This window comes from Betaproteobacteria bacterium (assembly GCA_009377585.1).
Taxonomy (GTDB): domain Bacteria; phylum Pseudomonadota; class Gammaproteobacteria; order Burkholderiales; family WYBJ01; genus WYBJ01.
The window spans coordinates 1-20,173 of sequence record WHTS01000110.1 but is presented as its reverse complement, the minus strand read 5'-3'; the positions used below and the strand labels follow the sequence as shown (position 1 = coordinate 20,173).

At 66.0% G+C, this 20,173-nt stretch carries 21 protein-coding genes; 16 read left to right on the top strand and 5 right to left on the bottom strand.

From position 1 onward, the window contains the following. Positions 1-101 precede the first annotated feature (101 nt). A complete protein-coding gene (locus GEV05_24705; GenBank protein ID MPZ46529.1) occupies positions 102-623 on the bottom strand; it encodes a hypothetical protein in 522 nt (173 codons plus the stop codon). 17 nt (positions 624-640) lie between these two features. Here GEV05_24705 and GEV05_24700 point away from each other — a divergent pair, with 17 nt between their 5' ends. From GEV05_24700 to GEV05_24685, 4 genes are all read left to right on the top strand, one after another. Beyond that, positions 641-1,786: a tripartite tricarboxylate transporter substrate binding protein gene (locus tag GEV05_24700; GenBank protein MPZ46528.1), complete on the top strand. Its 1,146-nt coding sequence runs from the start codon at positions 641-643 to the stop codon at positions 1,784-1,786. Between the two features lie 48 nt (positions 1,787-1,834). After that, a complete protein-coding gene (locus GEV05_24695) occupies positions 1,835-2,299 on the top strand; it encodes a hypothetical protein (GenBank protein MPZ46527.1) in 465 nt (154 codons plus the stop codon). Between the two features lie 6 nt (positions 2,300-2,305). Then, positions 2,306-3,811 carry a tripartite tricarboxylate transporter permease gene (locus GEV05_24690; GenBank protein MPZ46526.1) on the top strand — a complete coding sequence of 502 codons (1,506 nt, stop codon included), beginning with the start codon at positions 2,306-2,308 and terminating at the stop codon, positions 3,809-3,811. Between the two features lie 106 nt (positions 3,812-3,917). Then, positions 3,918-4,751: an MBL fold metallo-hydrolase gene (locus GEV05_24685; GenBank protein MPZ46525.1), complete on the top strand. Its 834-nt coding sequence runs from the start codon at positions 3,918-3,920 to the stop codon at positions 4,749-4,751. A 16-nt stretch (positions 4,752-4,767) separates the two neighbouring features. On the opposite strand, the gene GEV05_24680 is transcribed toward GEV05_24685, so the two are convergent. Together GEV05_24680 and GEV05_24675 are read right to left on the bottom strand one after the other, a co-directional pair. Then, complete coding sequence (locus GEV05_24680) at positions 4,768-5,733, bottom strand: tripartite tricarboxylate transporter substrate binding protein (protein MPZ46524.1); 966 nt, start codon at positions 5,731-5,733, stop codon at positions 4,768-4,770. 50 nt (positions 5,734-5,783) lie between these two features. Continuing rightward, positions 5,784-6,584: an aldolase gene (locus GEV05_24675; GenBank protein ID MPZ46523.1), complete on the bottom strand. Its 801-nt coding sequence runs from the start codon at positions 6,582-6,584 to the stop codon at positions 5,784-5,786. 387 nt (positions 6,585-6,971) lie between these two features. Here GEV05_24675 and GEV05_24670 point away from each other — a divergent pair, with 387 nt between their 5' ends. The 3 genes from GEV05_24670 to GEV05_24660 are packed head-to-tail and all read left to right on the top strand — an operon-like array spanning position 6,972 to position 10,040. Beyond that, a complete protein-coding gene (locus GEV05_24670) occupies positions 6,972-7,730 on the top strand; it encodes an adenylyl-sulfate reductase (protein MPZ46522.1) in 759 nt (252 codons plus the stop codon). Between the two features lie 5 nt (positions 7,731-7,735). Then, the gene (aprB, locus tag GEV05_24665) at positions 7,736-8,203 is read left to right on the top strand and encodes an adenylyl-sulfate reductase subunit beta (GenBank protein MPZ46521.1); all 468 of its coding nucleotides are present in this window, start codon (positions 7,736-7,738) and stop codon (positions 8,201-8,203) included. A 4-nt stretch (positions 8,204-8,207) separates the two neighbouring features. After that, positions 8,208-10,040, top strand: coding sequence for an adenylyl-sulfate reductase subunit alpha (locus GEV05_24660; protein MPZ46520.1), 1,833 nt, complete (start codon positions 8,208-8,210; stop codon positions 10,038-10,040). A gap of 34 nt (positions 10,041-10,074) precedes the next feature. Here the strand turns inward: GEV05_24660 and GEV05_24655 are convergent, their stop codons facing one another. Together GEV05_24655 and GEV05_24650 are read right to left on the bottom strand one after the other, a co-directional pair. Next, positions 10,075-10,347: a hypothetical protein gene (locus GEV05_24655; protein MPZ46519.1), complete on the bottom strand. Its 273-nt coding sequence runs from the start codon at positions 10,345-10,347 to the stop codon at positions 10,075-10,077. Further along, a complete protein-coding gene (locus tag GEV05_24650; GenBank protein MPZ46518.1) occupies positions 10,334-11,119 on the bottom strand; it encodes a helix-turn-helix domain-containing protein in 786 nt (261 codons plus the stop codon). Before GEV05_24650 ends, GEV05_24655 begins: the two co-directional genes overlap by 14 nt. Before the next feature lie 141 nt (positions 11,120-11,260). Here GEV05_24650 and GEV05_24645 point away from each other — a divergent pair, with 141 nt between their 5' ends. The 9 genes from GEV05_24645 (at position 11,261) to GEV05_24605 (ending at position 20,067) form a co-directional block, all read left to right on the top strand. Further along, positions 11,261-12,508, top strand: coding sequence for a CoA transferase (locus tag GEV05_24645; protein MPZ46517.1), 1,248 nt, complete (start codon positions 11,261-11,263; stop codon positions 12,506-12,508). A 2-nt stretch (positions 12,509-12,510) separates the two neighbouring features. Continuing rightward, positions 12,511-13,638, top strand: a complete 1,128-nt coding sequence (locus GEV05_24640; protein MPZ46516.1) for an acyl dehydratase — start codon at positions 12,511-12,513, stop codon at positions 13,636-13,638. A 24-nt stretch (positions 13,639-13,662) separates the two neighbouring features. Further along, positions 13,663-14,121, top strand: a complete 459-nt coding sequence (locus tag GEV05_24635) for a hypothetical protein (protein MPZ46515.1) — start codon at positions 13,663-13,665, stop codon at positions 14,119-14,121. Beyond that, positions 14,118-14,567, top strand: coding sequence for a hypothetical protein (locus GEV05_24630; GenBank protein MPZ46514.1), 450 nt, complete (start codon positions 14,118-14,120; stop codon positions 14,565-14,567). Before GEV05_24635 ends, GEV05_24630 begins: the two co-directional genes overlap by 4 nt. A gap of 3 nt (positions 14,568-14,570) precedes the next feature. Beyond that, positions 14,571-15,767, top strand: a complete 1,197-nt coding sequence (locus GEV05_24625) for a hypothetical protein (GenBank protein MPZ46513.1) — start codon at positions 14,571-14,573, stop codon at positions 15,765-15,767. Next, on the top strand, positions 15,764-16,660 hold the full coding sequence (locus tag GEV05_24620; protein ID MPZ46512.1) for a succinate--CoA ligase subunit alpha: 897 nt from the start codon (positions 15,764-15,766) through the stop codon (positions 16,658-16,660). Before GEV05_24625 ends, GEV05_24620 begins: the two co-directional genes overlap by 4 nt. Positions 16,661-16,799: 139 nt before the next feature. Next, positions 16,800-17,774, top strand: coding sequence for a tripartite tricarboxylate transporter substrate binding protein (locus GEV05_24615; GenBank protein ID MPZ46511.1), 975 nt, complete (start codon positions 16,800-16,802; stop codon positions 17,772-17,774). Positions 17,775-18,027: 253 nt separating this feature from the next. Beyond that, positions 18,028-18,951: a prolyl oligopeptidase family serine peptidase gene (locus tag GEV05_24610; protein MPZ46510.1), complete on the top strand. Its 924-nt coding sequence runs from the start codon at positions 18,028-18,030 to the stop codon at positions 18,949-18,951. Positions 18,952-19,095: 144 nt separating this feature from the next. Next, positions 19,096-20,067, top strand: coding sequence for a pyruvate dehydrogenase (acetyl-transferring) E1 component subunit alpha (locus GEV05_24605; protein MPZ46509.1), 972 nt, complete (start codon positions 19,096-19,098; stop codon positions 20,065-20,067). Positions 20,068-20,173 lie beyond the last annotated feature (106 nt).

Below are 20,173 nucleotides of genomic sequence, written 5' to 3'. Positions count from 1 at the left end.
TGGGAAAACAATAGAGCCGGGAAATTACGGTCAGCAAGGTCGGACCACGATTACAGTGGCAGTGGCGAAATCGTGGTCTGTCCCCGATCACGCCGATTACGTTAGCGCCTGCCTCGATCGCCGCCGCGATCCCGATCGCGCTCGTCGCGGCTCGCATCCATGATCACCAGCGTTTCCACGGCAACCCCATCGCGGTTGAAGCGCACGGAGTAGTACCCCGATTGCGGGCTGATGCGCATGCGCCACGACCAGACCGCTTCGCCCCCGAAATACTGCAATTCGGATGGCATTCCGAGCAGGGCGCGCACCTGCTCCTTGGTGCTGCTATGGCGCACGATCCTGGCGAACTGCGCCTGGGTGATCAATTGCGTCACGTCGAGCACGCGGCCGTCCCCGGCGGCGCGAATGAGCCACGTCTGGTCGCCCACCGGGCCGGTTGCATATTCCCACAGTTCGTTGCCGTCGCGATCGAAGCGGATATCCGTGGGGCGGCCCATCCGGTCGCGCACCTCGGCCAGTGTGGACTGCTGCGGCACGACGCTCTGGATGCCGCCGCACGCGGCGAGAAGCAAGGCGGGCAGGAGGACAGGAAGCAGGGCAGGAAGCGCTCGGTTGGGACTCATGCGAACCTCGTCATGGCATGGCCGGCTGCTATGGTAAATCCGGCCGGGGCGTGACGACACACACGACCGTACGGCGGCTTGTGTTGACGGCGGAGGATCAGCCGCAGGATACTGGCGCGCAATTGCGCTTCGCAACGCCCGTCCGGACCACCGGACGCCCACCAGGAGGAGAAGTCATGCGCCATGCCGCGTTTCATGCTGCGACCATTGCCGCTGCGATTGCATTCATGCCGGCCGCCACAGTCCTTGCCGCCCAGAGCTCGGCGTGGAAGCCGGAAAAGCCGGTGGAGTTCGTCGTGCAGGCGGCTGCCGGCGGCGGCAGCGACATCTTCGCCCGCTCGATAGCCAAGATTCTTGCGGATGAGAAGATCGTCACGGTGCCCATCAACGTGGTCAACAAGCCGGGCGGCAGCGGCGCGGTCGCGTACTCGTACCTGAACGGCAAGAAAGGCGATCCGCACGTGATCGCGTCCATGACAGTCGGCTATCTCACGACGCCCATTCAGGGGCATTCGCCGGTCAGCTACAAGAATTTCACCAATACCGCGGTCCTTGCCGTCGAGGATTATGTCGGTGTGGTGCGCGCGGACTCGCCGTACAAGACGCTCAAGGACCTGATTGCCGCAGCGAAGAAGAAGCCCAATGGCATTCGGGTGGGCGGTGCCAGCCCTTCCGGATCGGACGCCATCATAAAGCACCGCCTGGAGAAAGCCGCCGGTATCAAGTTGAACTTCATCGTGTTCCAGAGCGGTGGCGAGGTGAATGCGGCGCTGCTCGGCGGTAACGTCGACTTCGGAAGCCCGAATCCAAGCGAGGCCACGGAGCTGATCAAGGCGAAGCGGCTGCGGGCGCTCGCGATGTTCTCCCCGGAGCGGCTCGAGAAGTGGAAGGACGTGCCGACTGCGAAGGAGCTCGGGATCAACGTGACGCTGGATCAATTTCGCGGCGTCGTGGCCGCTGGCGGCATCACCAAGGACCAGGCGCAGTTCTGGGAGGACGCGATGGTGAAGATGGCGAAGTCGGCCGGCTTCAAGAAGTACCTCGACGATAACGGCTTGCGCCCGCTGCTCAAGGTTGGCGCCGAGGCCGTCAAGTATCTGGAAGAGGAGAACAAGTCCTACACCGAGATCTTGACCGAGCTGGGCATCCTGAAGAAGAAGTAGAGATCTCTTGTCGCGTCCCGCGATGGCTGCGCGGAGGAGGAGAAGGCCATGACGCGCGCCGACTTCTACGGCGGGCTGATCCTGTCGCTGTTCTTCGGTGCCGCCCTGTGGGAAGGGTGGAGCTTCCAGTACGGCACCGAGTTCTCGCCCGGGCCGGGGTTCGCCCCGGTCTGGTTGAGCGCGATCGGCTTGTGCGTATCGCTACTGGTCGCTGTCCATGGATTCCGGGCGATGCGAAACGGGGCGTCCGAGGCGAAGGCGCCTGCACTGGAGAAATGGGGCGCCCTGCGGGTGATTCTGACGCTGGTCGGCCTGGCCGCGATGATCTTCGTCGTGCCGTGGCTGGGCCTGGCGCTGTCGATTCTGGTCTTCCTGCTCTATCTCACTCTGGTGGTGCAGCGCCATTCCGTCGTGATTGGCGTGGGGGTCAGTCTGGCCACGGTCGTTTTCTTCTATTTCGTGTTCGTCTATCTCCTGAACGTTCCGATTCCAAAAGGCCCCCTGGGATTCTGAGGCGCCATGAACTTCGACCACCTGCTGCTCGGTTTTTCGCTCGCGACGACGCCGGTCAACCTGATGTTCGCGTTCCTCGGCGTGCTGCTTGGCACCATTATCGGTGCGCTGCCGGGCATCGGCCCGTCCGCCGGCGTCGCCCTGCTGCTGCCGGTGACTTTCGGCATGTCGCCGGTCACGGCCATGATCATGCTCGCCGGGATCTACTATGGCGCGATGTACGGTGGCACGATCACCTCGGTGCTGATCAACACGCCGGGCGAATCTGCCTCGGTGATGACCACCCTGGACGGCTATCAGATGGCGCTGAAGGGCCGGGCGGGCGCTGCGCTGGGGATGGCCGCCCTGGGCTCGTTCATCGCCGGCACGCTGAGCGTGGTGCTCCTGACCCTTTCCGCTCCGCCGCTTGCGGAGTGGGCCGTGACCTTCGGTCCCCCGGAATACTTCGCCCTCATGGTGCTGGGGCTGACCACCCTTGCGAGCCTCACCGGAGGCTCCATGCTGAAGGGCCTGGCGATGGCGATGGCGGGGCTTCTCATGGGAACCATCGGCATCGATCTCATGATGGGCCAGCCGCGCTATACCTTCGGGCAGGTCGAATTGCTCGACCGGCTCGATTTCCTTCCCGTCGCGGTAGGTTTGTTTGCCATCGCCGAGATTCTGTCCAACATCTACCGACCGGTGCGCGTCGAGCCCATCAAGGCCACGCTGAGCGGACTGCTTCCCACGCGCCAGGACTGGCGCGACTCGTGGGGCGCCATCGGGCGCGGCACGTTGATCGGCTTTTTCGTCGGCGTGCTGCCGGGTGCGGGCGCGACCATCTCGTCGTTCCTCGCCTATGCCGCCGAGCGGCGCGTTTCACGCCGCCCGGAGCAATTCGGCACCGGGGTCATCGAAGGGGTGGCCGCGCCGGAGTCGGCCAACAACGCCGCGTCCACGGGCGCGCTGGTGCCGCTGATGGCGCTCGGCATTCCCGGCTCGGGCACGACCGCCGTCATGCTCGGCGCATTGACCCTTTACGGCTTGCAGCCCGGGCCGCTGCTGATGAGCACGCATCCGGAAGTGTTCTGGGGTATGGCCGCCAGCATGTACGTCGGCAATGTCATGCTGCTGATTCTCAACCTGCCGCTCGCGCCCGTGTTTGCGAGCATCCTGCGCATCCCCTATGCCGTGCTGATCCCGATCATCATCGGCATCTCGATGTTCGGGGTGTACAGCGTCGAAAACAGCGTCTTCAACGTGGCGGTGGCGATACTTTTCGGCGGCATCGGCTTCGTCATGCGCATGTACAACTATCCGCCGGCTCCGCTGGTCCTGGCGCTGGTGCTCGGACCGATGGTGGAGAAGGCGCTGCGCCAGTCGATGCAGATGTCGCTCGGCAGCCCGGACATCTTCGTCACGCGGCCGGTGAGCGCCGGGATCCTGGCCTTCGCGCTGTTGGCGGTGCTGTATCCGGTCTTTGCAGCGCTCTGGTCACGGCGCCGCGGTCGGGCGGTCGCGAGCGCCGGCTGACGAGGCGGTCGAGGCCCGCGCCGCTGCTTGCCGTGCTCGTGGGCGGGCGCAGCTTGCGCCACGAAACCGCCGCCCGAGGGAAATCGTTCGACCTGCAGAGTCCGCGATGGAAATCGCTCCCGGCATCCATAATGTTCTCACCGATCTGCAGCACGCAACCGGCGTCACCAACACCTATCTGATCGTCGGCGCGAAAGGCGCCGCATTCATCGATACTGGATGGGATCGGCCGGGCGAGGCGAAGGCACGGATCGAGTATTGGGAGCGCATCGGCCGGCCGACGCTCGAATGCATCGTCGTAACCCATCGGCATCCGCCGCATTGGGGCAACGCCCCCGCGATCCAGAGGGCTTGCGGCAATCCGCCGATCATCGCTTCGGTCGCGGAAAAGGAGGCGATCGAAGGGCGCATGCAGGCCGCGAAAGTGGACCGGCCGGTGCGCGACGGCGAGACCCTGAGCCTGGGCGACCTGACGCTCGAATTCATCGAAGCCCCCGGGCATACGTATGGAAGCCTCGCCGTTTTCGTGCGCGAGACCCGCGCACTCTTCACCGGTGACAACGTCATGGGCATCGGCAGCTCGGTCATCAACCCGGGCGAAGGCGAGATTTCGCTTTACCTGCGCACGATGGAGAAATTCCTGCGCTGCGATCCAGGCGTGATCTACCCGGGGCAGGGACCCGTCGTGACCGACCCGCGTGCGAAGCTGACCGGGCTCATCGCGCACCGCCACGAGCGCGAGCAGCAGATCGTCGCGCTGCTCGCGCAGGAGCCCATGAGCATCGAGCGGATTGCCGGCGCGCTGTATGCCGACGTTCGCGAAGGCGTGCGGCATCTTGCGAGGCGCCAGGTCGAGAGTCATCTCGTCAAGCTGCAGCAAGAGGGACGGGTGGGGGTCGACGGCGACGCTTATCGGCTGACAGGGCCTGCGTTGTCGTAGCGTTTCGGCCGTCTGCTCAATTCAGCCGGATGTTCGCGACCTTGATGACTTTCGCCGCCTTCGCCATGTCCGCCTGCAGCAGCACGGCGAACTGCTCCGGCGTGGACACGAGCGGCTCCATGCCGAGGCTCACGAGCTTATCTCTCACCTCGGGCATCGAAACGATCTTCCCGACCTCGCCCGACAAGCGATCGACGATCGGCCGTGGCGTGCCGGCGGGCGCGAACATGCCTTGCCACGGCCGCAGATCGAAACCCGCAAGTCCCGCTTCGGCGAAAGTGGGCACTCGAGGCAGCGTCACGAAGCGCTGCTCGCCGCCGATCGCCAGCGGCTTCAAGCGGCCGCTCTGGATGTGCGGGATGGCCGAGATCACCACCGAGAAATGCATCTGGACCTCGCCCCGGATGACATCCGTCAGCGCCGGTCCGCCGCCCTTGTAGGGCACGTGCGTCATCTGGGTGCCGGTCGCGTCCATGAAGAGCTCGCCGGTCAGATGGATGGTTCCGCCGATCCCCGAGGAGGCGAAATTGAGCTTGCCCGGGTTGGCCTTCAGGTGCTGCACGAGATCGGATACCGAGTGCACCGGCAACGAGGGATGCACGATGACCACGTAGCCCTGCGCGGTCATTTGCGACACCGGCTCGAAATCGCGCAGCAGATCGTAGCGCGCCTTGTAGATGAGTGGATAGATGAGCTGAGTCGCGCCGATGGCCACCACCGTGTAACCGTCGGGCGATGCCGCCATCGCCGTTTCCATTCCGATACTGCCGCCCGCTCCCGGACGGTTGTCGACGATGACGTTCTCGCCGATGCTCCCCATCAGCCGGTGCGCCATGCTGCGCACCACCGTATCGACCGCGCCGCCCGCCGGCAGCGGAACGATCACGCGCAGCGGCCGGCTCGGATAGTCCTGTGCGGTGGCGGGCGCGGCCAGGCAGGCGATCGCCACGGCGATGATCGTCGACGACAGAGCGTTCCTCATCTTGATGCCTCCTCCTCGGGTTATCGTGTGCACTACGAACGGCGCAGGGCTCAGCGCGCCTCCAGCGCCTTGCGCAACTCGCCAGTGACACGTGTGCCCTCCGCCAGGACGAACGCGATGTCGCTGTTCGTGGTGAGAAAGCGCGCGCCCTTGCGAATGAAGTCGACCTGCCGCGGGATGTTGCGATCGCCGCCGACGCCGGCGATCTTGCCGTGCTTCTTGGCTGCGGCCATCACCTTGTCGAGCGCGGCCAGGTGCTCCGGCGTGCCGTAAGCGCCGGGTGTGCCCATCGCCGTCAGCAGATCGCTCGATCCGACGTGAACGACGTCCACGCCCGGCACCGCCGCGATCTGTTCCACGTTCGCGAGCCCCTCCGGCGTCTCGATCATGCAAACGACCAGCGTGTTGTCGTCGAGCGCGCGCACGGCCTCGGGAGCGGGAACCGGGCGGAAATCGAACATGGGAACTGCGCCGGCGACCGAGCGCCGGCCCACCGGCGGATACTTCGACCGGTCGACCGCGCGCTTGGCTTCCGCTGCAGTGTTCACGTCCGGAAATACGATGCCCATGATGCCGTTGTCGAGCAGCACGGCCGTGTCCTGATCGTCGCAGCTGCGCACGCGCGCGACCGGTGCAATGCCGCAGCCCAATGCCGTCGAGGCGATGTGCGCCACGGTCTCGAGGTTGAAGATCGCGTGCTGCATGTCGATCATGACGAAGTCGTGACCGGTCGTCTTCGCCAGGCGCGCGATGTCGCCCGAGCGGCCCAGGCGCGCCAGCATGCCGAGCGCCGGCCGGCCGGCCTTGAAGCATTCCTTGACGGGATTGGGCAGCTTAACGGCTTCAGCCATGATTTCACTCCTCCGGGTAGTCGTGTCGATTGTCCGGAAAGTGGCCGACAAAGCCGCTTTCCGCAATGCAGGGGAGTGTAATCCGCCTGGCGCGATCGGAATATCCGAATGCAACCACGGCCGCGCTTCCCTGGCCCGAACAGGGCGGAAACGCGCCGCGTCGCCATGTCCACGTTACGGACTCCGGCTCGGCGTCACGGAGACGGTCGACGCCGACCCATCGAGTCGCCCTATTGCGTGATGCGGGAGTTTTATCCGCAACCCGCAACCTGAGCGGCATAATCGCCCGCTATCGGCTCGTCTACAAGAATCCCTTTCGAGCCGGACTTCCAGCCGATTCCTCGCGCCGCGCCCGAGCAAGCACCGGCGCGCAAGTGGAGACCACGCATGTTTTCGATCAACCCGTTCGCTCAGGTAGCTGCTGGCCTGTCGGCAGCGTTCATGCAGACCTACGTCGTGCTGATGGTGCTGGCGGTGATCGCCGGCACGCTGTTCGACGTCGCTCACAAGGGGAGCGCGAAGTTTTTCGAGCGCCGCAAGAAGGAGTCGCGCGCGCGGGCGGAACGCGAGCTCGGCGGCGGCGAGAAGTTGATGCTCGCGGTAGAGACGGTTGCCGAGGCGGCGGTCTCGGGCGAATTCTGCAAGTGGCCCCGGCGCCTGTCGCACCTCTTGATGATGTACGGTTTCATCCTCTACGTGATCTCCACCGCCTGTCTCGTCTTTTCCTACCCGGACAATGCGCGTCCGGACAGCGCCCTGCCGGCCCTGTGGACGCTGGGCGCATGCATGGTCCTGGTCGGAGGCCTATGGTTCTTCTTCTTCCTGCGGGTGAACGTCGCCTTCGACGGCGACTCGCCGTTTCACGTCGGGCGCGCGGACCTGTTCGTCGGCTCGCTCATCCTGAGCGTGCTTTCGGCGCTCGTCTGGCACGCGATGAGCGCGGCCGCAGCCAACCCGGCCGCCATCTGGATCACATTCGGCATCTACCTGTTCTTCACGACGGTCCTGTTCGGCACCGTCGTCTGGTCCAAGTTCGCTCACATGTTCTTCAAGCCGGCGGTCGCTTTCCAGCGCCGAGTGGAGGAGGCCGACGGCTCCTCCGATCTGCCCCGGCCGTCCACCGAAAACTACATCGTGCGGAGCTGATCGCCATGCCCACCTATACCGACATGACCCGATGCGATGGCTGCGGCGAATGCGTCGACATCTGTCCGTCCGACATCATGCACATCGACCCGGTGTACCGCCGGTCGTACAACATCGAGCCCAACTTCTGCTGGGAGTGCTACTCCTGCGTGAAGGCCTGCCCGCAGAACGCGATCGACGTGCGCGGCTATGCCGACTTCGCCCCGCTGGGCCACAAGGTGCGCGTGCTGCGCGAGCCCGAGAAGGGCGTGATCTCGTGGAAGATCCGCTACCGAGATGGCCGGATCAAGGAATTCGCTTTTCCGATCCGGACCACGCCGTGGGGATCGATCAAGGCGGCGGGGGAATACGAGAAGCCGGACGCGGCGGCCTTCGGCACCCAGATGCTCGCGCACGAGCCGACCGCGCTGCACATCGACGCCCTTCCCACGCTGGAACAGAAGACCATCCCCGCAAAGCAAGCAAAGGCGTAATGCAATGGCCAGAAGAACGCGCTTCGTCGATTCGGACATCCTCGTCATAGGCGGCGGCTTCGGCGGCTGCGGCGCCGCCTACGAATCGCGCTACTGGGGGCGGGACCTCAACATCGTGCTGGTGGAGAAGGCCAACGTCGAGCGCAGTGGCGCGGTAGCCCAGGGGCTTTCGGCCATCAACTGCTACATGGGTATGCAGTGGAGCGAGAACCAGCCCGAGGATTTCGTGCGCTACACGCGCGGGGACTTGATGGGCCTGGTGCGCGAGGACCTGGTCTACGACATCGCCCGCCACGTCGACTCGACGGTGCACAAGTTCGAAGAGTGGGGCCTGCCGATCCTGAAGAACCCGCAGACCGGGCGCTATCTGCGCGAAGGCAAGTGGCAGATCATGATCCACGGCGAGAGCTACAAGCCGATCGTCGCGGAGGCTGCGCGCAAATCCGCCACCACGGTCTACAACCGCATCATGGTCACTCACCTGTTGATGGATACGGTGCAGCCGAACCGGGTCGCGGGTGCGGTGGGCTTCAACGTGCGCAACGGCGATTTCTACGTCTTCCGCGCCAAGGCCGTGATCGTCGGCGCCGGCGGCGGATCGCATATCTACCGGCCGCGTTCGGTGGGCGAGGGCATGGGCCGGACGTGGTACGCACCGTGGAGCACGGCCTCGGCCTACGGCCTGCTCATCCCGACCGGCGCGACCATGACACAGATGGAGAACCGGATCGTGCTGGCGCGCTTCAAGGACGGCTACGGCCCGGTCGGCGCCTGGTTCCTGCTGCTCAAGTCGCACGCGACCAACGCGGCCGGCGAGTTCTACGAGAAGGACCGCTATCCCGAGATCAAGGGGCGCGTGGGGCACTACGTCGATATCCAGCCGATGCCGACGTGCCTGCGCAATCACGCGATGATCGAAGAGATCAAGGCCGGCAAGGGCCCGATCTACATGCACACCCAGCACGTGCTGGATACGCCGGAGAAGGAAGAGCTCGGCTGGGAGGACTTCCTCGACATGACGATCGGGCAGGCCGTGGTCTGGGCCGCGCAGAACATCGATCCGAAGGAAAAGCCCTCCGAGTTGATCACCTCCGAGCCCTATGTCATGGGCTCGCATGCGACCTGCTCGGGGGCCTGGGCCAGCGGTCCCGAGGATTGCGCGCCGTCGGACTATCAGTGGGGCTACAACCGCATGACCACGGTGCAGGGCCTGTTCGGCGCGGGCGATACCATCGGCGGATCGGCGCACAAGTTCTCGGCCGGCTCCTTCACCGAGGGCCGGATCGCGGCCAAGGCGGCCGTACGCTATGTGCAGGACATGAAGTCCAACACGCCGCGGATCGACGAGGGCTACATCGAGGAACTGAAGCAGACGGTCTACAAACCCATGGAAAACTACCGCATCGGCCGCAACGAGATCGTCGCCGGCACGGTCGCGCCGGCCTACATCACGCCGCTGCACGGCCTCCAGCGTCTCGAGAAAATCATGGACGAATACGTCGGCGGCTACAGCATGTTCTACGTCACCAGCGAGAACCTGCTCAACCGCGGGCTGGAGCTCCTGCAGACGCTGACCGAGGACTTCGAGAACGTCGGCGCCGACAGCCTGCACCAGCTGCAGCGCGCCTGGGAACTGAAGCATCGGATCGTGACCGCCGAGGCGGTTGCGCGGCACACCCTGTTCCGCAAGGAGACGCGCTGGCCGGGCTACTACTACCGGGCCGACTGCCCCAAGCTCGACGACGCCGATTGGCACGTGTTCACCGGCTCGAAGTACGACGCCAGGACCGGCGAGTGGGAGATGTCGAAGCTGCCGGTGCACCACATCGTGGCCTAGGCGCCAGACACGATTCGTTGTCGAGCCGGCGGATCTAGAAGCCGAGCTCGGCCAGCGTATTCACCAGTCTCGACTGCGTCTTTGCGTCGCGCAGCGGATGGGTCGAAAGCCGGGTGCGCGTCGCGAAGTCGGGCTGGAGCGCGTGGATCTCCTGGGCTTCCCAGGCGCCGCGGTAGGCGGCGGCCAAGGGGAAAGCACGGGGCGCGATACCCGCGCGCGGCCGGGCAATGTGCGATCGGACCGTCTTGCCGTTCAAAGGGTGTACGGAAGTGCCGGCAAGCACGCGCACGCGCTCAATCGGCGCCACCGAGCCGGCGCTCGGCCTCGCGCGAAATCGCGTCCGCTTCACGCTCGAGCGTGGCGACCACGTCATGGGTGCGTGCGGGCGAGAAGGTGCTCGACGGACCGACGACGCTGATCGAAGCGAAGGCAACGCCCTGGGCGTCGTAGATCGGGACGCCGAAGGCGCTCACACCCGGCACAATCTCGTTCTGGCTCGAAGCGTAGCCGCGGTTTTCGGCGAGACGCAGAACGCGCTGTAGGGTACGAATGCGTGCGTTGCCGAAGCGCGCCATCTGCCTCACGTTGTCTGCGACGATCGCGCGTGCCTCGGCTTTGGGCAACCCCGTCAGTATCGCTACCCCGCCGACCGAAAACAGCAGAGGCCGGCGTGTGCCGACGTCGATCGTGAGCGCCTTGATCTCGATCTCGCCGGCGCGCGCGGCGCAAACGAGCTCGGCTCCGCTGCGCAAACACAAGAGCGACACGGCGCGCGTGCGGCGAGCGGCGCGCGTGAGCGGCAGCGAGCAAGCCGACTGGAACGCGGACATCGCGGGCAGCGAAAGACCCAGCTCGAACAGCAGCGGACCAGGGATGTAGCGCCGATCGCTCGCGCGCTGGCCGGCCATGCGCTTGCGCACCAGACAGGCGAGCACCCGGTGCGTTGTGGTCCGATCCAGTCCACAGCTGGCAGCGAGATCGGACAGGCGCCAGCCGATGCTGCCGCGCGCGGCGAGCTCCCGCAGGACGAGCACGGCCCGCTCGATTGCCTGAGTTCCGTGTCGTTGCGCGTGTGCCATCTCGTTCACATTGTAAAACAGTGACCGTGGGCCGAGCGGCTTTGCCCTTGCGGGCGTGCGGAGCCGATCGAATAATCAGCGCATCGCTCGGTCGCAGTCCCTCCCTGTAGGCGCGCGGCGGGGCACCGATGCCGATTCTCCATGATGACCGAGACCTCTGTTCGCCAGCGTCGTGGCCCACTGCACGGAGTGCGCGTACTTGATCTGTCGCGCGTGCTGGCGGGGCCGTTTTGCTCGCTTATCCTCGCGGACCTCGGTGCCGAGGTGATCAAGGTGGAGGAGATCGACGACGGCGATCAGACTCGAACCATTCCACCGTTCGTCGGTGGCGAGAGCCACTACTTTCTCGCTATCAACCGCAACAAGCGCAGCGTCGCGCTCGATGCGAGAACCGACCGAGGGCGTGCGCTGCTGCTCGAGCTGGCCAAGCGATGCGACATCGTGTTGGAAAACTTTCGGCCCGGGGTGATGGAGCGCCTCGGTCTCGGCTACGAAACGCTGAAGACGCTCAAGCCCGGGTTGATCGTCTGCTCGATCAGCGGCTTCGGCGCCAACAACTCGATGAGCGCGAAGCCCTCCTTCGACTTGGTGACGCAGGCCCTGAGCGGTGTGATGAGCATCAACGGCTACGCCGACGGCACGCCCACCAAGCTCGGCCTGCCGCTGGGCGACATCGGCGGCGGCGTTTGGGCGGCCATCGGGGTCCTGGCCGCGTTGAACGAGCGCAATGCCACCGGCCAGGGCGCGCATATCGACCTGAGCCTGCTCGAAGGTCTGATGGGTTTTCTCGGCTATCTCGCCGAGATCTATTTCGTGACCGGGGAGAGCCCCGGGCGCATGGGCAACAGCCATCACAACATCGTGCCCTATGGGCTCATGCCGGTGAAGGACGGGCACATCGTTCTGGCGCTGCACGTGGGCAGTTTCTGGCGCAACTTCTGTCGCGCGATCGACCGCGAGGACCTCATCACCGACGCGCGCTTTCGCACGGTGAAAGACCGCCACGCCAATCGCGGCGAGCTGGAACAGCAGATCGAAGCCATCATGCGCACCAAGACGGTTGCGCAGTGGCAGCAGATTCTGGATGCGGCCGATGTGCCGCACGGAGCGGTCAACAGCATCGGGGAGGCGGTGAGCCAGCCAATCGTGCGCGAACGCGGGTTCGTGCGCGAAGTGCAGCACCCGAGGGCGGGCGTGGTGAAAGTGCTCGGCAATCCGCTTCGCTTCGACGGCCATTCCGAACGCTCGCCGGTCGAGCCGCCTCCGCTGCTCGGGCAGCATACCCGCGAGGTTCTGGGCACGTTGCTGGGCTTGGAGAGCGCCGATATCGACCGTCTGGTCGCAGACAAAATCATCGCCGAGCCCGCGCGTGCGGCACGCCAGGAGTGATCATGGAACGAGTACATGGCGTAGCAAGCGATATCGAGCTGGCGCGACTGCGCTCGAAAATCGGCCAGAAGGTTTCTATTTCCGAGCCGCCGTATCTCACCGAGGTGAGCCGCGATTCGGTCCGGCACTGGGCGCATGCCACCGGCGACCGGAATCGATTGTTCGTCGACGAGTCGTACGCGCGCAGCTCGCGCCATGGCGGCTTGATCGCGCCGCCGTGCCAGCTCTACGCCTTCAGCCGCATTTCGATCGGCTATCGTGGTGGCTTGCCGGGCGTGCACTCGTTTTTCGCCGGATCGCACTGGCGCTGGCACGAAGCGGTGCGCGTCGGCGAGCGCGTCGAGCCGGAAGTGACGTTCAAGGAACTGGTGGAGCTGCCGAGCCGGTTCGCGGGGCGCATGTTCAAGCAGGGTTCGCTCATCCGCTTTCTGAACGGCGAAGGTCGAGAGCTTGCGCAGGCCGATTCCTGGGGCATGCGGGTCGAGCGTGTCGCCGCCAAGGAAAAGGGCAAGTACAAGCGGCTCGAACCGGCGCAGCCCTATACGCGCGAGCAGCTGGAAGAAGTGGCGAGCCTGTATGCGCGCGAGCGTTGCCGAGGCCGTGAGCCACTGTACTTCGAGGACGTCGCGGTTGGCGGGGCGGTGCCAGAGATCGTGCGCGGCCCGTATACCGCGACCACCGCGGTCGCTTTCGAGCAAGCCTGGGGCGGGCTATACATCAAGGCGCACGGCTACTGGTTCGATTACCTGCAGCGCCATCCCGCCGCCGGCATCGCCAATCCCTACAACATCCCGGAGCCGCCCGAGGCGGTGCACTGGGATTCGGCGCTCGCGCGTTCGGTCGGGGTTCCCGAGGCCTATGACTACGGCCCCGAGCGGATCGCATGGGTCGCGACGATGCTGACCAACTGGATCGGCGACGACGGCTTCCTGTCGGAGCTCTACTGCGAAGTGCGGCGCTTCAATCTGATCGGTGATCTCACCTACTGCCGCGGCAAGGTCGTGTCGAAGCAGGAACGCGATGCGGGCTCGGGCAGTATCAAGCTCGAGATCGAGTGCATCGACCAGCGCGGCGAGACCACCGCGGGCGGCTGGGCGGTGGTGATCCTGCCGCGGCGTGCATCCAGGTAGCGGCGTTTCGGAGGAGGACTCGACTTGCACGGCAAGTTCGCGCACGAACTGAAAGCGGGCGATCGCTACGATGCGCTCGAGTTCACGGTCACGCCCGACCTCAACCAGCAATTCCTCTACGCGGTGGAGGACTATGCGCCGATCTATCTGGAAGGCCGCGACGGCAAACCGCCGTTGGTGCACCCAGTACTGCTGATGCACATGAGCCCGCGTACCCGCAGTCCGTCGTACCGCCAAGCGCCGGGTATGGGTTCGGCGTTCGCGCGCGAATGCAGCCGCTACCTGAACCCGGGCTATGTCGGCAGTCGTTTCACCGTGACCTGGACGGTGACCAACACCTACGAGCAGCGCGGCCGGATCTACCAGGATTACGTCGCCACGATCGCCGACGAGCGCGGCCGCGTGGTCCTGCACCGCGAGCTCGCATCCACCTTCTTCATGCTCGGGAAGAACAAGAGCTACGGCCTGGAGCGGAAATCGTGAACGCCGAACTCGCTGCCGCCTCGCTTGGTACCGAGTTCCGCGGCCGCCCCCGCAAGCTTACGCACGCCCGCGCCCTCGCGCTCTCCGGAGGGCCCTTCGACTTGCCCGTCTGGCCGGAGAAGAACCTGCACACCGATCGCGATGCCGCGCGCGAAGCGGGGCTCGCCGAGATCGTCGTATCGGGCACGCAGTGGGTCGGATACACGGTCGGTCTCCTGGTCGAGCTGTGCGGGCCGGCATGGTTCGCACACGGCGAGATCGAGCACCGTATCACCCGCAGCGTACCCATCGACGAGACGCTGATGCCTGTTGCGACTCTCGCTGCGCGCGAGTCCGTCCCGAGCGGGGTGCGCGTCGTCTTCTCCGTGCGCTGCGAAAACGGGGCCGGTGAGCAGGTGCTGGTCGGCAAGGCGAGCTGCCTGCTGCCTGTCGGGTCGGAGCGCTGACGCATGCGCTGCCTGACCGAGGACCGAGTCAAGGCCTTCCTGCGCGCACGCGGTCACCCCGCGCCCGTGGGTGAGGTCGCGGCGACCCCCGCCGATGCGGAACGCATTGCCGCGGCGCTCGGGGGCAGGGTCGCGTTGAAGGCGCTGGTCCCTGCGGGCCGCCGCGGGTTGGCCGGCGGCATTCGCCTGGTCGACGACGCGGCCGGCGCGCGCGCCGCGGCCGCCTGTCTGATCGGTGCGGAGGTTTCAGGCTACCCCGTGCGCCGGGTACTGGTCGAACGCCGCATCGACATCGAGAACGAATGGTATCTAAGCTTCTCTCTCGAGTGCGCGCGTCCCGAGGTGCTGCTTTCCACCCGCGGCGGCGTCGCGATCGAATCTCGCGCGCAGACCGAACCCGAGGTAATAGTGCGCGCGGCCGTCGACCCGCTGCGTGGCCTGCCGTCCTGGCACGCTGCGGAACTGTGGATCGCGGCGGGGGCGACCGGGCGTGCGGTGCCGGCACTCGCGGCGCTCACCGCCGATCTGTACGAATCCTTCGTCGCCGCCGACGCCTTGCTGCTGGAATTGAACCCCATTGCCGTGGCCACAACGGGCACACCGACGCTGGTCGGCGCGATGATGGCGGTGGACGAGGCCGCGCTCTTCCGCCATCCCGAATGGAAGTCTGGTGAGGACAGCGACGACCTGCCGGCCAATCCGCGCGAGCGCGCCGTCGCAATCGCAAACCGCACGCTGCCGGGCGGCGAGTGCAGCTACGTCGAGCTCGACGGCGACATCGGCCTGCTGGTCGGCGGCGGAGGCGCGGGTCTATACCAGCACGACCTGGTAATCGAGCACGGCGGGCGCCCGGCGAACCACTCGGTCACGCCGCCCAGCCACTCCGACGACCGCAAGATGAAAGCGGTCATCCGCGCCATCCTGGAGCACCCGAGGTTGCGCGCGTTGCTGGTCGGCTTCAACTTCACCCAGATGGCCCGCGCTGACATCCGCGTACGTGCGCTGATCGACGTGCTGGACGAGCTGTCCCCGCGTCGCGAGGCGCTGCCCGTCGTGATCCGCCTCTTCGGCGCCGGCGAGGCTGATGCGCGCGCCATGGTCGCCGGCCGTGACCACATCCACTATCTTCCACGCGGCACGACGCTACGCGAGGCCGTCGCAAAGGTCGTAGCCCTGGCGGCCGAGAGCGCGCCAGCGTGAGTATACTGATCGACGCCGGCACCCGCGTGCTGGTACAGGGCATCACCGGCAACCAGGCGCGCTTCGACACCGAGTGGTGCCTGCGCTACGGCACGCGTATCGTCGCGGGCGTGACCCCCGGGCGCGGCGGCGAGGAGGTCCATCGGATCCCGGTCTACGACACGGTCGCGCGCGCCGTGGCCCAGCGGCCGGCCGACGCCTGCATCGTCTATGCGCCAGCGCCGATGGTGAGGCCCGCGGTGCTCGAGGCGCTGGATGCCTGTCTGCAGCTCGTCGTCATCACAGCCGAGTTCGTACCGCTGCACGACGTCGTGCACATCGTCGCCGCAGCGCGCTCGGCCGGTGCCACGCTGGTCGGCTGCAACACCAACGGCGTGATCTCGCCGGGCAAGAGCAAGGTCGGCGGTGTGGGGGGGATCGATCCAGCGAGCCTCTACGACCCCGGCCGCATCGGCGTGTGCTCGCGCTCGGGCGGCATGACCGTCGAGATAAGCCTTGCGTTGCGCGCGGGCGGCTATGGCATCTCGACCTCGGTCGCGATGGGAGGCGACCGTGTCACGGGCATGACCATGGGCGAATGCCTGCTGCGCTTCGAGAAGGATGCGGAGACCGATGCCATGGTCATCTTCGGCGAGCCCGGCACGGCGAACGAGCAGGAAGTCGCCGCGCTGCTGCGTGCGGGCCGTATCACCAAGCCGGTGGTGGCGCTGATCTCCGGCGCCTTCCAGGAAACCCATCCGCGCGGAATGAGCTTTGGTCACGCCGCGGCGATGATCGGCTCGGACGACGAGAGCGCGAGCGCAAAGCGTGCCGCGCTCGCCGCCGCCGGCGCGCACATCGCCGCAGCATTGGAGGATATCCCCGTGCTGCTGCGCCGAGCATTGGTGTGCTGATGGCCTTCCAAATCGCGCAAGCGCGCCATGGCGAAAGCGCGTCGGCCTGGCGGGGACTGCGCCCCATGTCCGCTGGCAGCCGCCGCAAACACCGACTTTCTTGGCCGCGACCGGCGGCCGTCGAGGAGGAGAAAACACCATGAGCAAGACCCTGATGCATCGAGTGCTCGCGCTCGTCTCCGCGGCAACGGCTGGCGTGCTCGTCCTGCCGCCCGCGCACGCTTACCCCGAGCGGCCGCTGCGCCTGATCGTGCCGTTCGCGCCCGGCGGCGGCACGGACATCCTCGGCCGGTTGATAGCCCAGGGGCTCACCGAGGGTCTGGGCCAGCAAGTTATCGCCGACAACCGTCCCGGCGCGGGCGGCAATGTCGGCGCCGAGCTCGCCGCGCGGGCCACATCGGACGGTTACAACCTGGTGATCGTCTCGGCGAGCTATGCGGTGAACGCCGCCGTCTACAAGCTCTCGTTCGATCCGGTCAAGGACCTCACGCCGGTAATCCAGGTCGCCTCCGTGCCGTTCGTCCTGCTCGCGCATCCATCGGTGCCGGCGTCCAACGTCCAGGAGCTGCTCGCGCTGGCGAAGAAGCAGCCCGGCAAGCTGAACTACGCCTCGTCTGGCAGCGGCTCCTCGCCGCATCTTGCCGGTGAGCTGCTCGGCATGCGCACCGGCGTGAAGCTCGTACACGTACCGTACAAGGGCGGCGCGCCGGCGCTGCGCGACCTGATGGGCGGGCAGGTGCAGCTTCTGTTCCTCACCGCAGTCGCCGCGATCCCGCAGGTGCAAGCCGGCCGGGTAAAGGCGCTGGCCGTGGGCAGCCTCGAGCGCTCCTCAGCCCTGCCGAACGTGCCGACGATCGCCGAGTCGGGCGTTCCTGGCTACGACGTCACCAACTGGTTCGGCATCCTGGTGCCTGCGGGCACGCCGGCCGATCGCATCGGGCGGCTGAATCGCGAGATCAATAAGGTGCTCGACGGTGTGACATTGAAGCAGACGCTTGCCAATCAGGGCGCCACCCCGGTCGGGGGCAGCGCGGCCGACTTCGCCAAGGTGATCCGGGACGATATCGCCAAGTACAAGGACATCGTGAAGGCGGCGAAGATCCAGGTACGATGAGCGCTACGATATTTCTCGTCGTGGCCCACGGCGGCAAACTCAACACCTTCTGTGCGGCGCGCGCGAGAAGGCGATGGGATACGTTCCGCGCGCCAAGGCGACAATCGTCCGGAGCTGCGAGCGGACAGGGACTATCTAGCGGTCCACGAGACTCGGTAAGCAATCTCGAGGGCACGCGGCGCGACACCGGGGCTCTGGGCTTCGGGTAGCATTGCGGCTTTACGGCCATCCGCGCGGAAGCGGAGGAGGGGCCTTGAGCGCCGAGCCGTTCCGAAGCGACCCCGGGCATGTCGCCGTCACCGAACCGGTGCCGGGCTCCGACTGTCCGGTCCATCTCATGTACGTCGAGATGATCGACGGCCTCTATGCGCCGATCGGCCTGCGCTATCCGCAAGGCTCCGGGCCGCTTCCGATCGTGCTGTTCGCGCGCGGAAACGGCGGCGGCGGGATGGCGGTGGTGCGCGAGTTCACCCGCAACAGCAGTTGGACACAGGAGCAGTTCCTTGCCGCCGGCTACGCGGTCGCCTGGCTACGTTACCGTGCCGAGGTCGATTACGCCTACGACCGGGTCGGCAAGCTCGTGCAGGACATCCGCCAGGGCCGGCAATTGCTCAATCGCGGTCCGCTCGAGTACGAGGACGTGATCGCGATCGCCGAGCACGTCAAGACGCTGCCCGGCATCGATCCTCGGCGCATCGGCTACATGGGCGTGAGCCACGGCGGCGAGATGGCGCTCAAGATCGCCTCGGAGTATTGCGGCATACACGCGATGATCGCATCCGAACCGGCGTCGCACGAGTTTCTGCGCCTGCGTCCCGATGAATCCGCCCGGATCGATCTGCGCACGGGGCTGCTCAATGTCGAGAAGATGCTCATGCGCGAGCCGGAAAAGGTTCGTGCCCGCATCACGGAGGACCTGGCGCGCAGCCGCATCCGCCCGATCGATACGCCGATCTTCGTGCAGGGACGCGACAGCGACGAGTTGCAGGGAATCTTCCGGGTGACTTACGACCTTCTGCAGGAAGCCGGCAAGGACGCGCGCTGGAAGACGTACGATCATCCCGACCACGGGTTCGTCTATGTCCGGCGCAACGCCGCCGGCAGCTACGATCCCGATCCCGTGCAGATCGGGGCCGTGCGGGATTCGATCGGGTTCTTCGATGAACACCTGCGGTGATTGTCATCGGTGGGCTTGCTTATTGCAGGGCGACCAGGCTCGAATTCATGCAACAAGCAAGACCTCAGGCGGACACGCAAGAAGCAGTACCTGATCCTCCGGTCGCGATTGGCATTTTCCATTTCGAGAGGGAGTTATTTGCTCATGCGCCACGAGACGCCCGACCTGGTCGAGATGCTGCGCAAGATGATTCTGATCCGGGAATTCGACGAGCTCGCGATCAAGCTGCGTAGCGCGGGGAAGATCTACGGTACCGTGCATCCCTATGTGGGGCAGGAAGCGATCGCGGTCGGCGTGTGCGCGAACCTGACCAACGACGATCGCGTGACCAGCACTCATCGCGGCCACGGCCACTGCATCGCCAAGGGCGCGGACATCAAGCGGATGATGGCCGAGCTGTTCGGCCGCGTCGATGGCTACTGCAAGGGCAAGGGCGGGTCGATGCACATCGCCGATTTCGCCATCGGCATGCTGGGGGCGAACGGCATCGTCGGCGGGGGGCTGCCGATCGCAACGGGCGCCGCGCTGGCCGCCCAGCTGGATGGCGAGGGCAACGTGGCTGTGTGCTTCTTCGGCGATGGCGCGGTCTCCGAGGGCGAATTCCACGAGGCGCTCAATATCAGCTCGGTATGGGCTCTGCCGATCGTGTTCGTGTGCGAGAACAATCAGTACGCGGCGAACAACGCGGTTCAGGTGCAGCACCTCGCGCCGGAGCTTGCCGCGCACGCTGCCGCATACGGAATGCCGGGAGCCTCCATCGACGGCAACGATGTGCTCGCCGTTTACGATGCGATCCGCACGGCGGTGGATCGCACGCGCGCGGGTGAAGGGCCATCGCTCATCGAATGCAAGACCTATCGCTGGCATTTCCACGCGATGCGCAACGCGCCACCGCCGGAAACGCGTCCGGCAGCGGAGATCGCAGCGTGGAAGGCACGCGATCCGATCGCCCGCTTCGCCGCCGACCTGGTTGCCCGTGGCCTGCTTGCGCCAGACCACCTCGATGCAATCAAGCGCCGGATCGAATCCGATCTGCAAGCTGCCGTGGCTTTCGCCGAAGCAAGCCCTTTTCCGGACGCTGGCGACCTCCTCGTGGACATGTACGCTCCAAATTGACGATCGGCAAGCGGCTGGCCACTTGCCGCACTTTGCTCCCCTCTCCCTTCGGGAGAGGGCTGGGGGTGAGGGAGCGAGCGGTCAGGTATTTAGCGAAGCTCGCTAG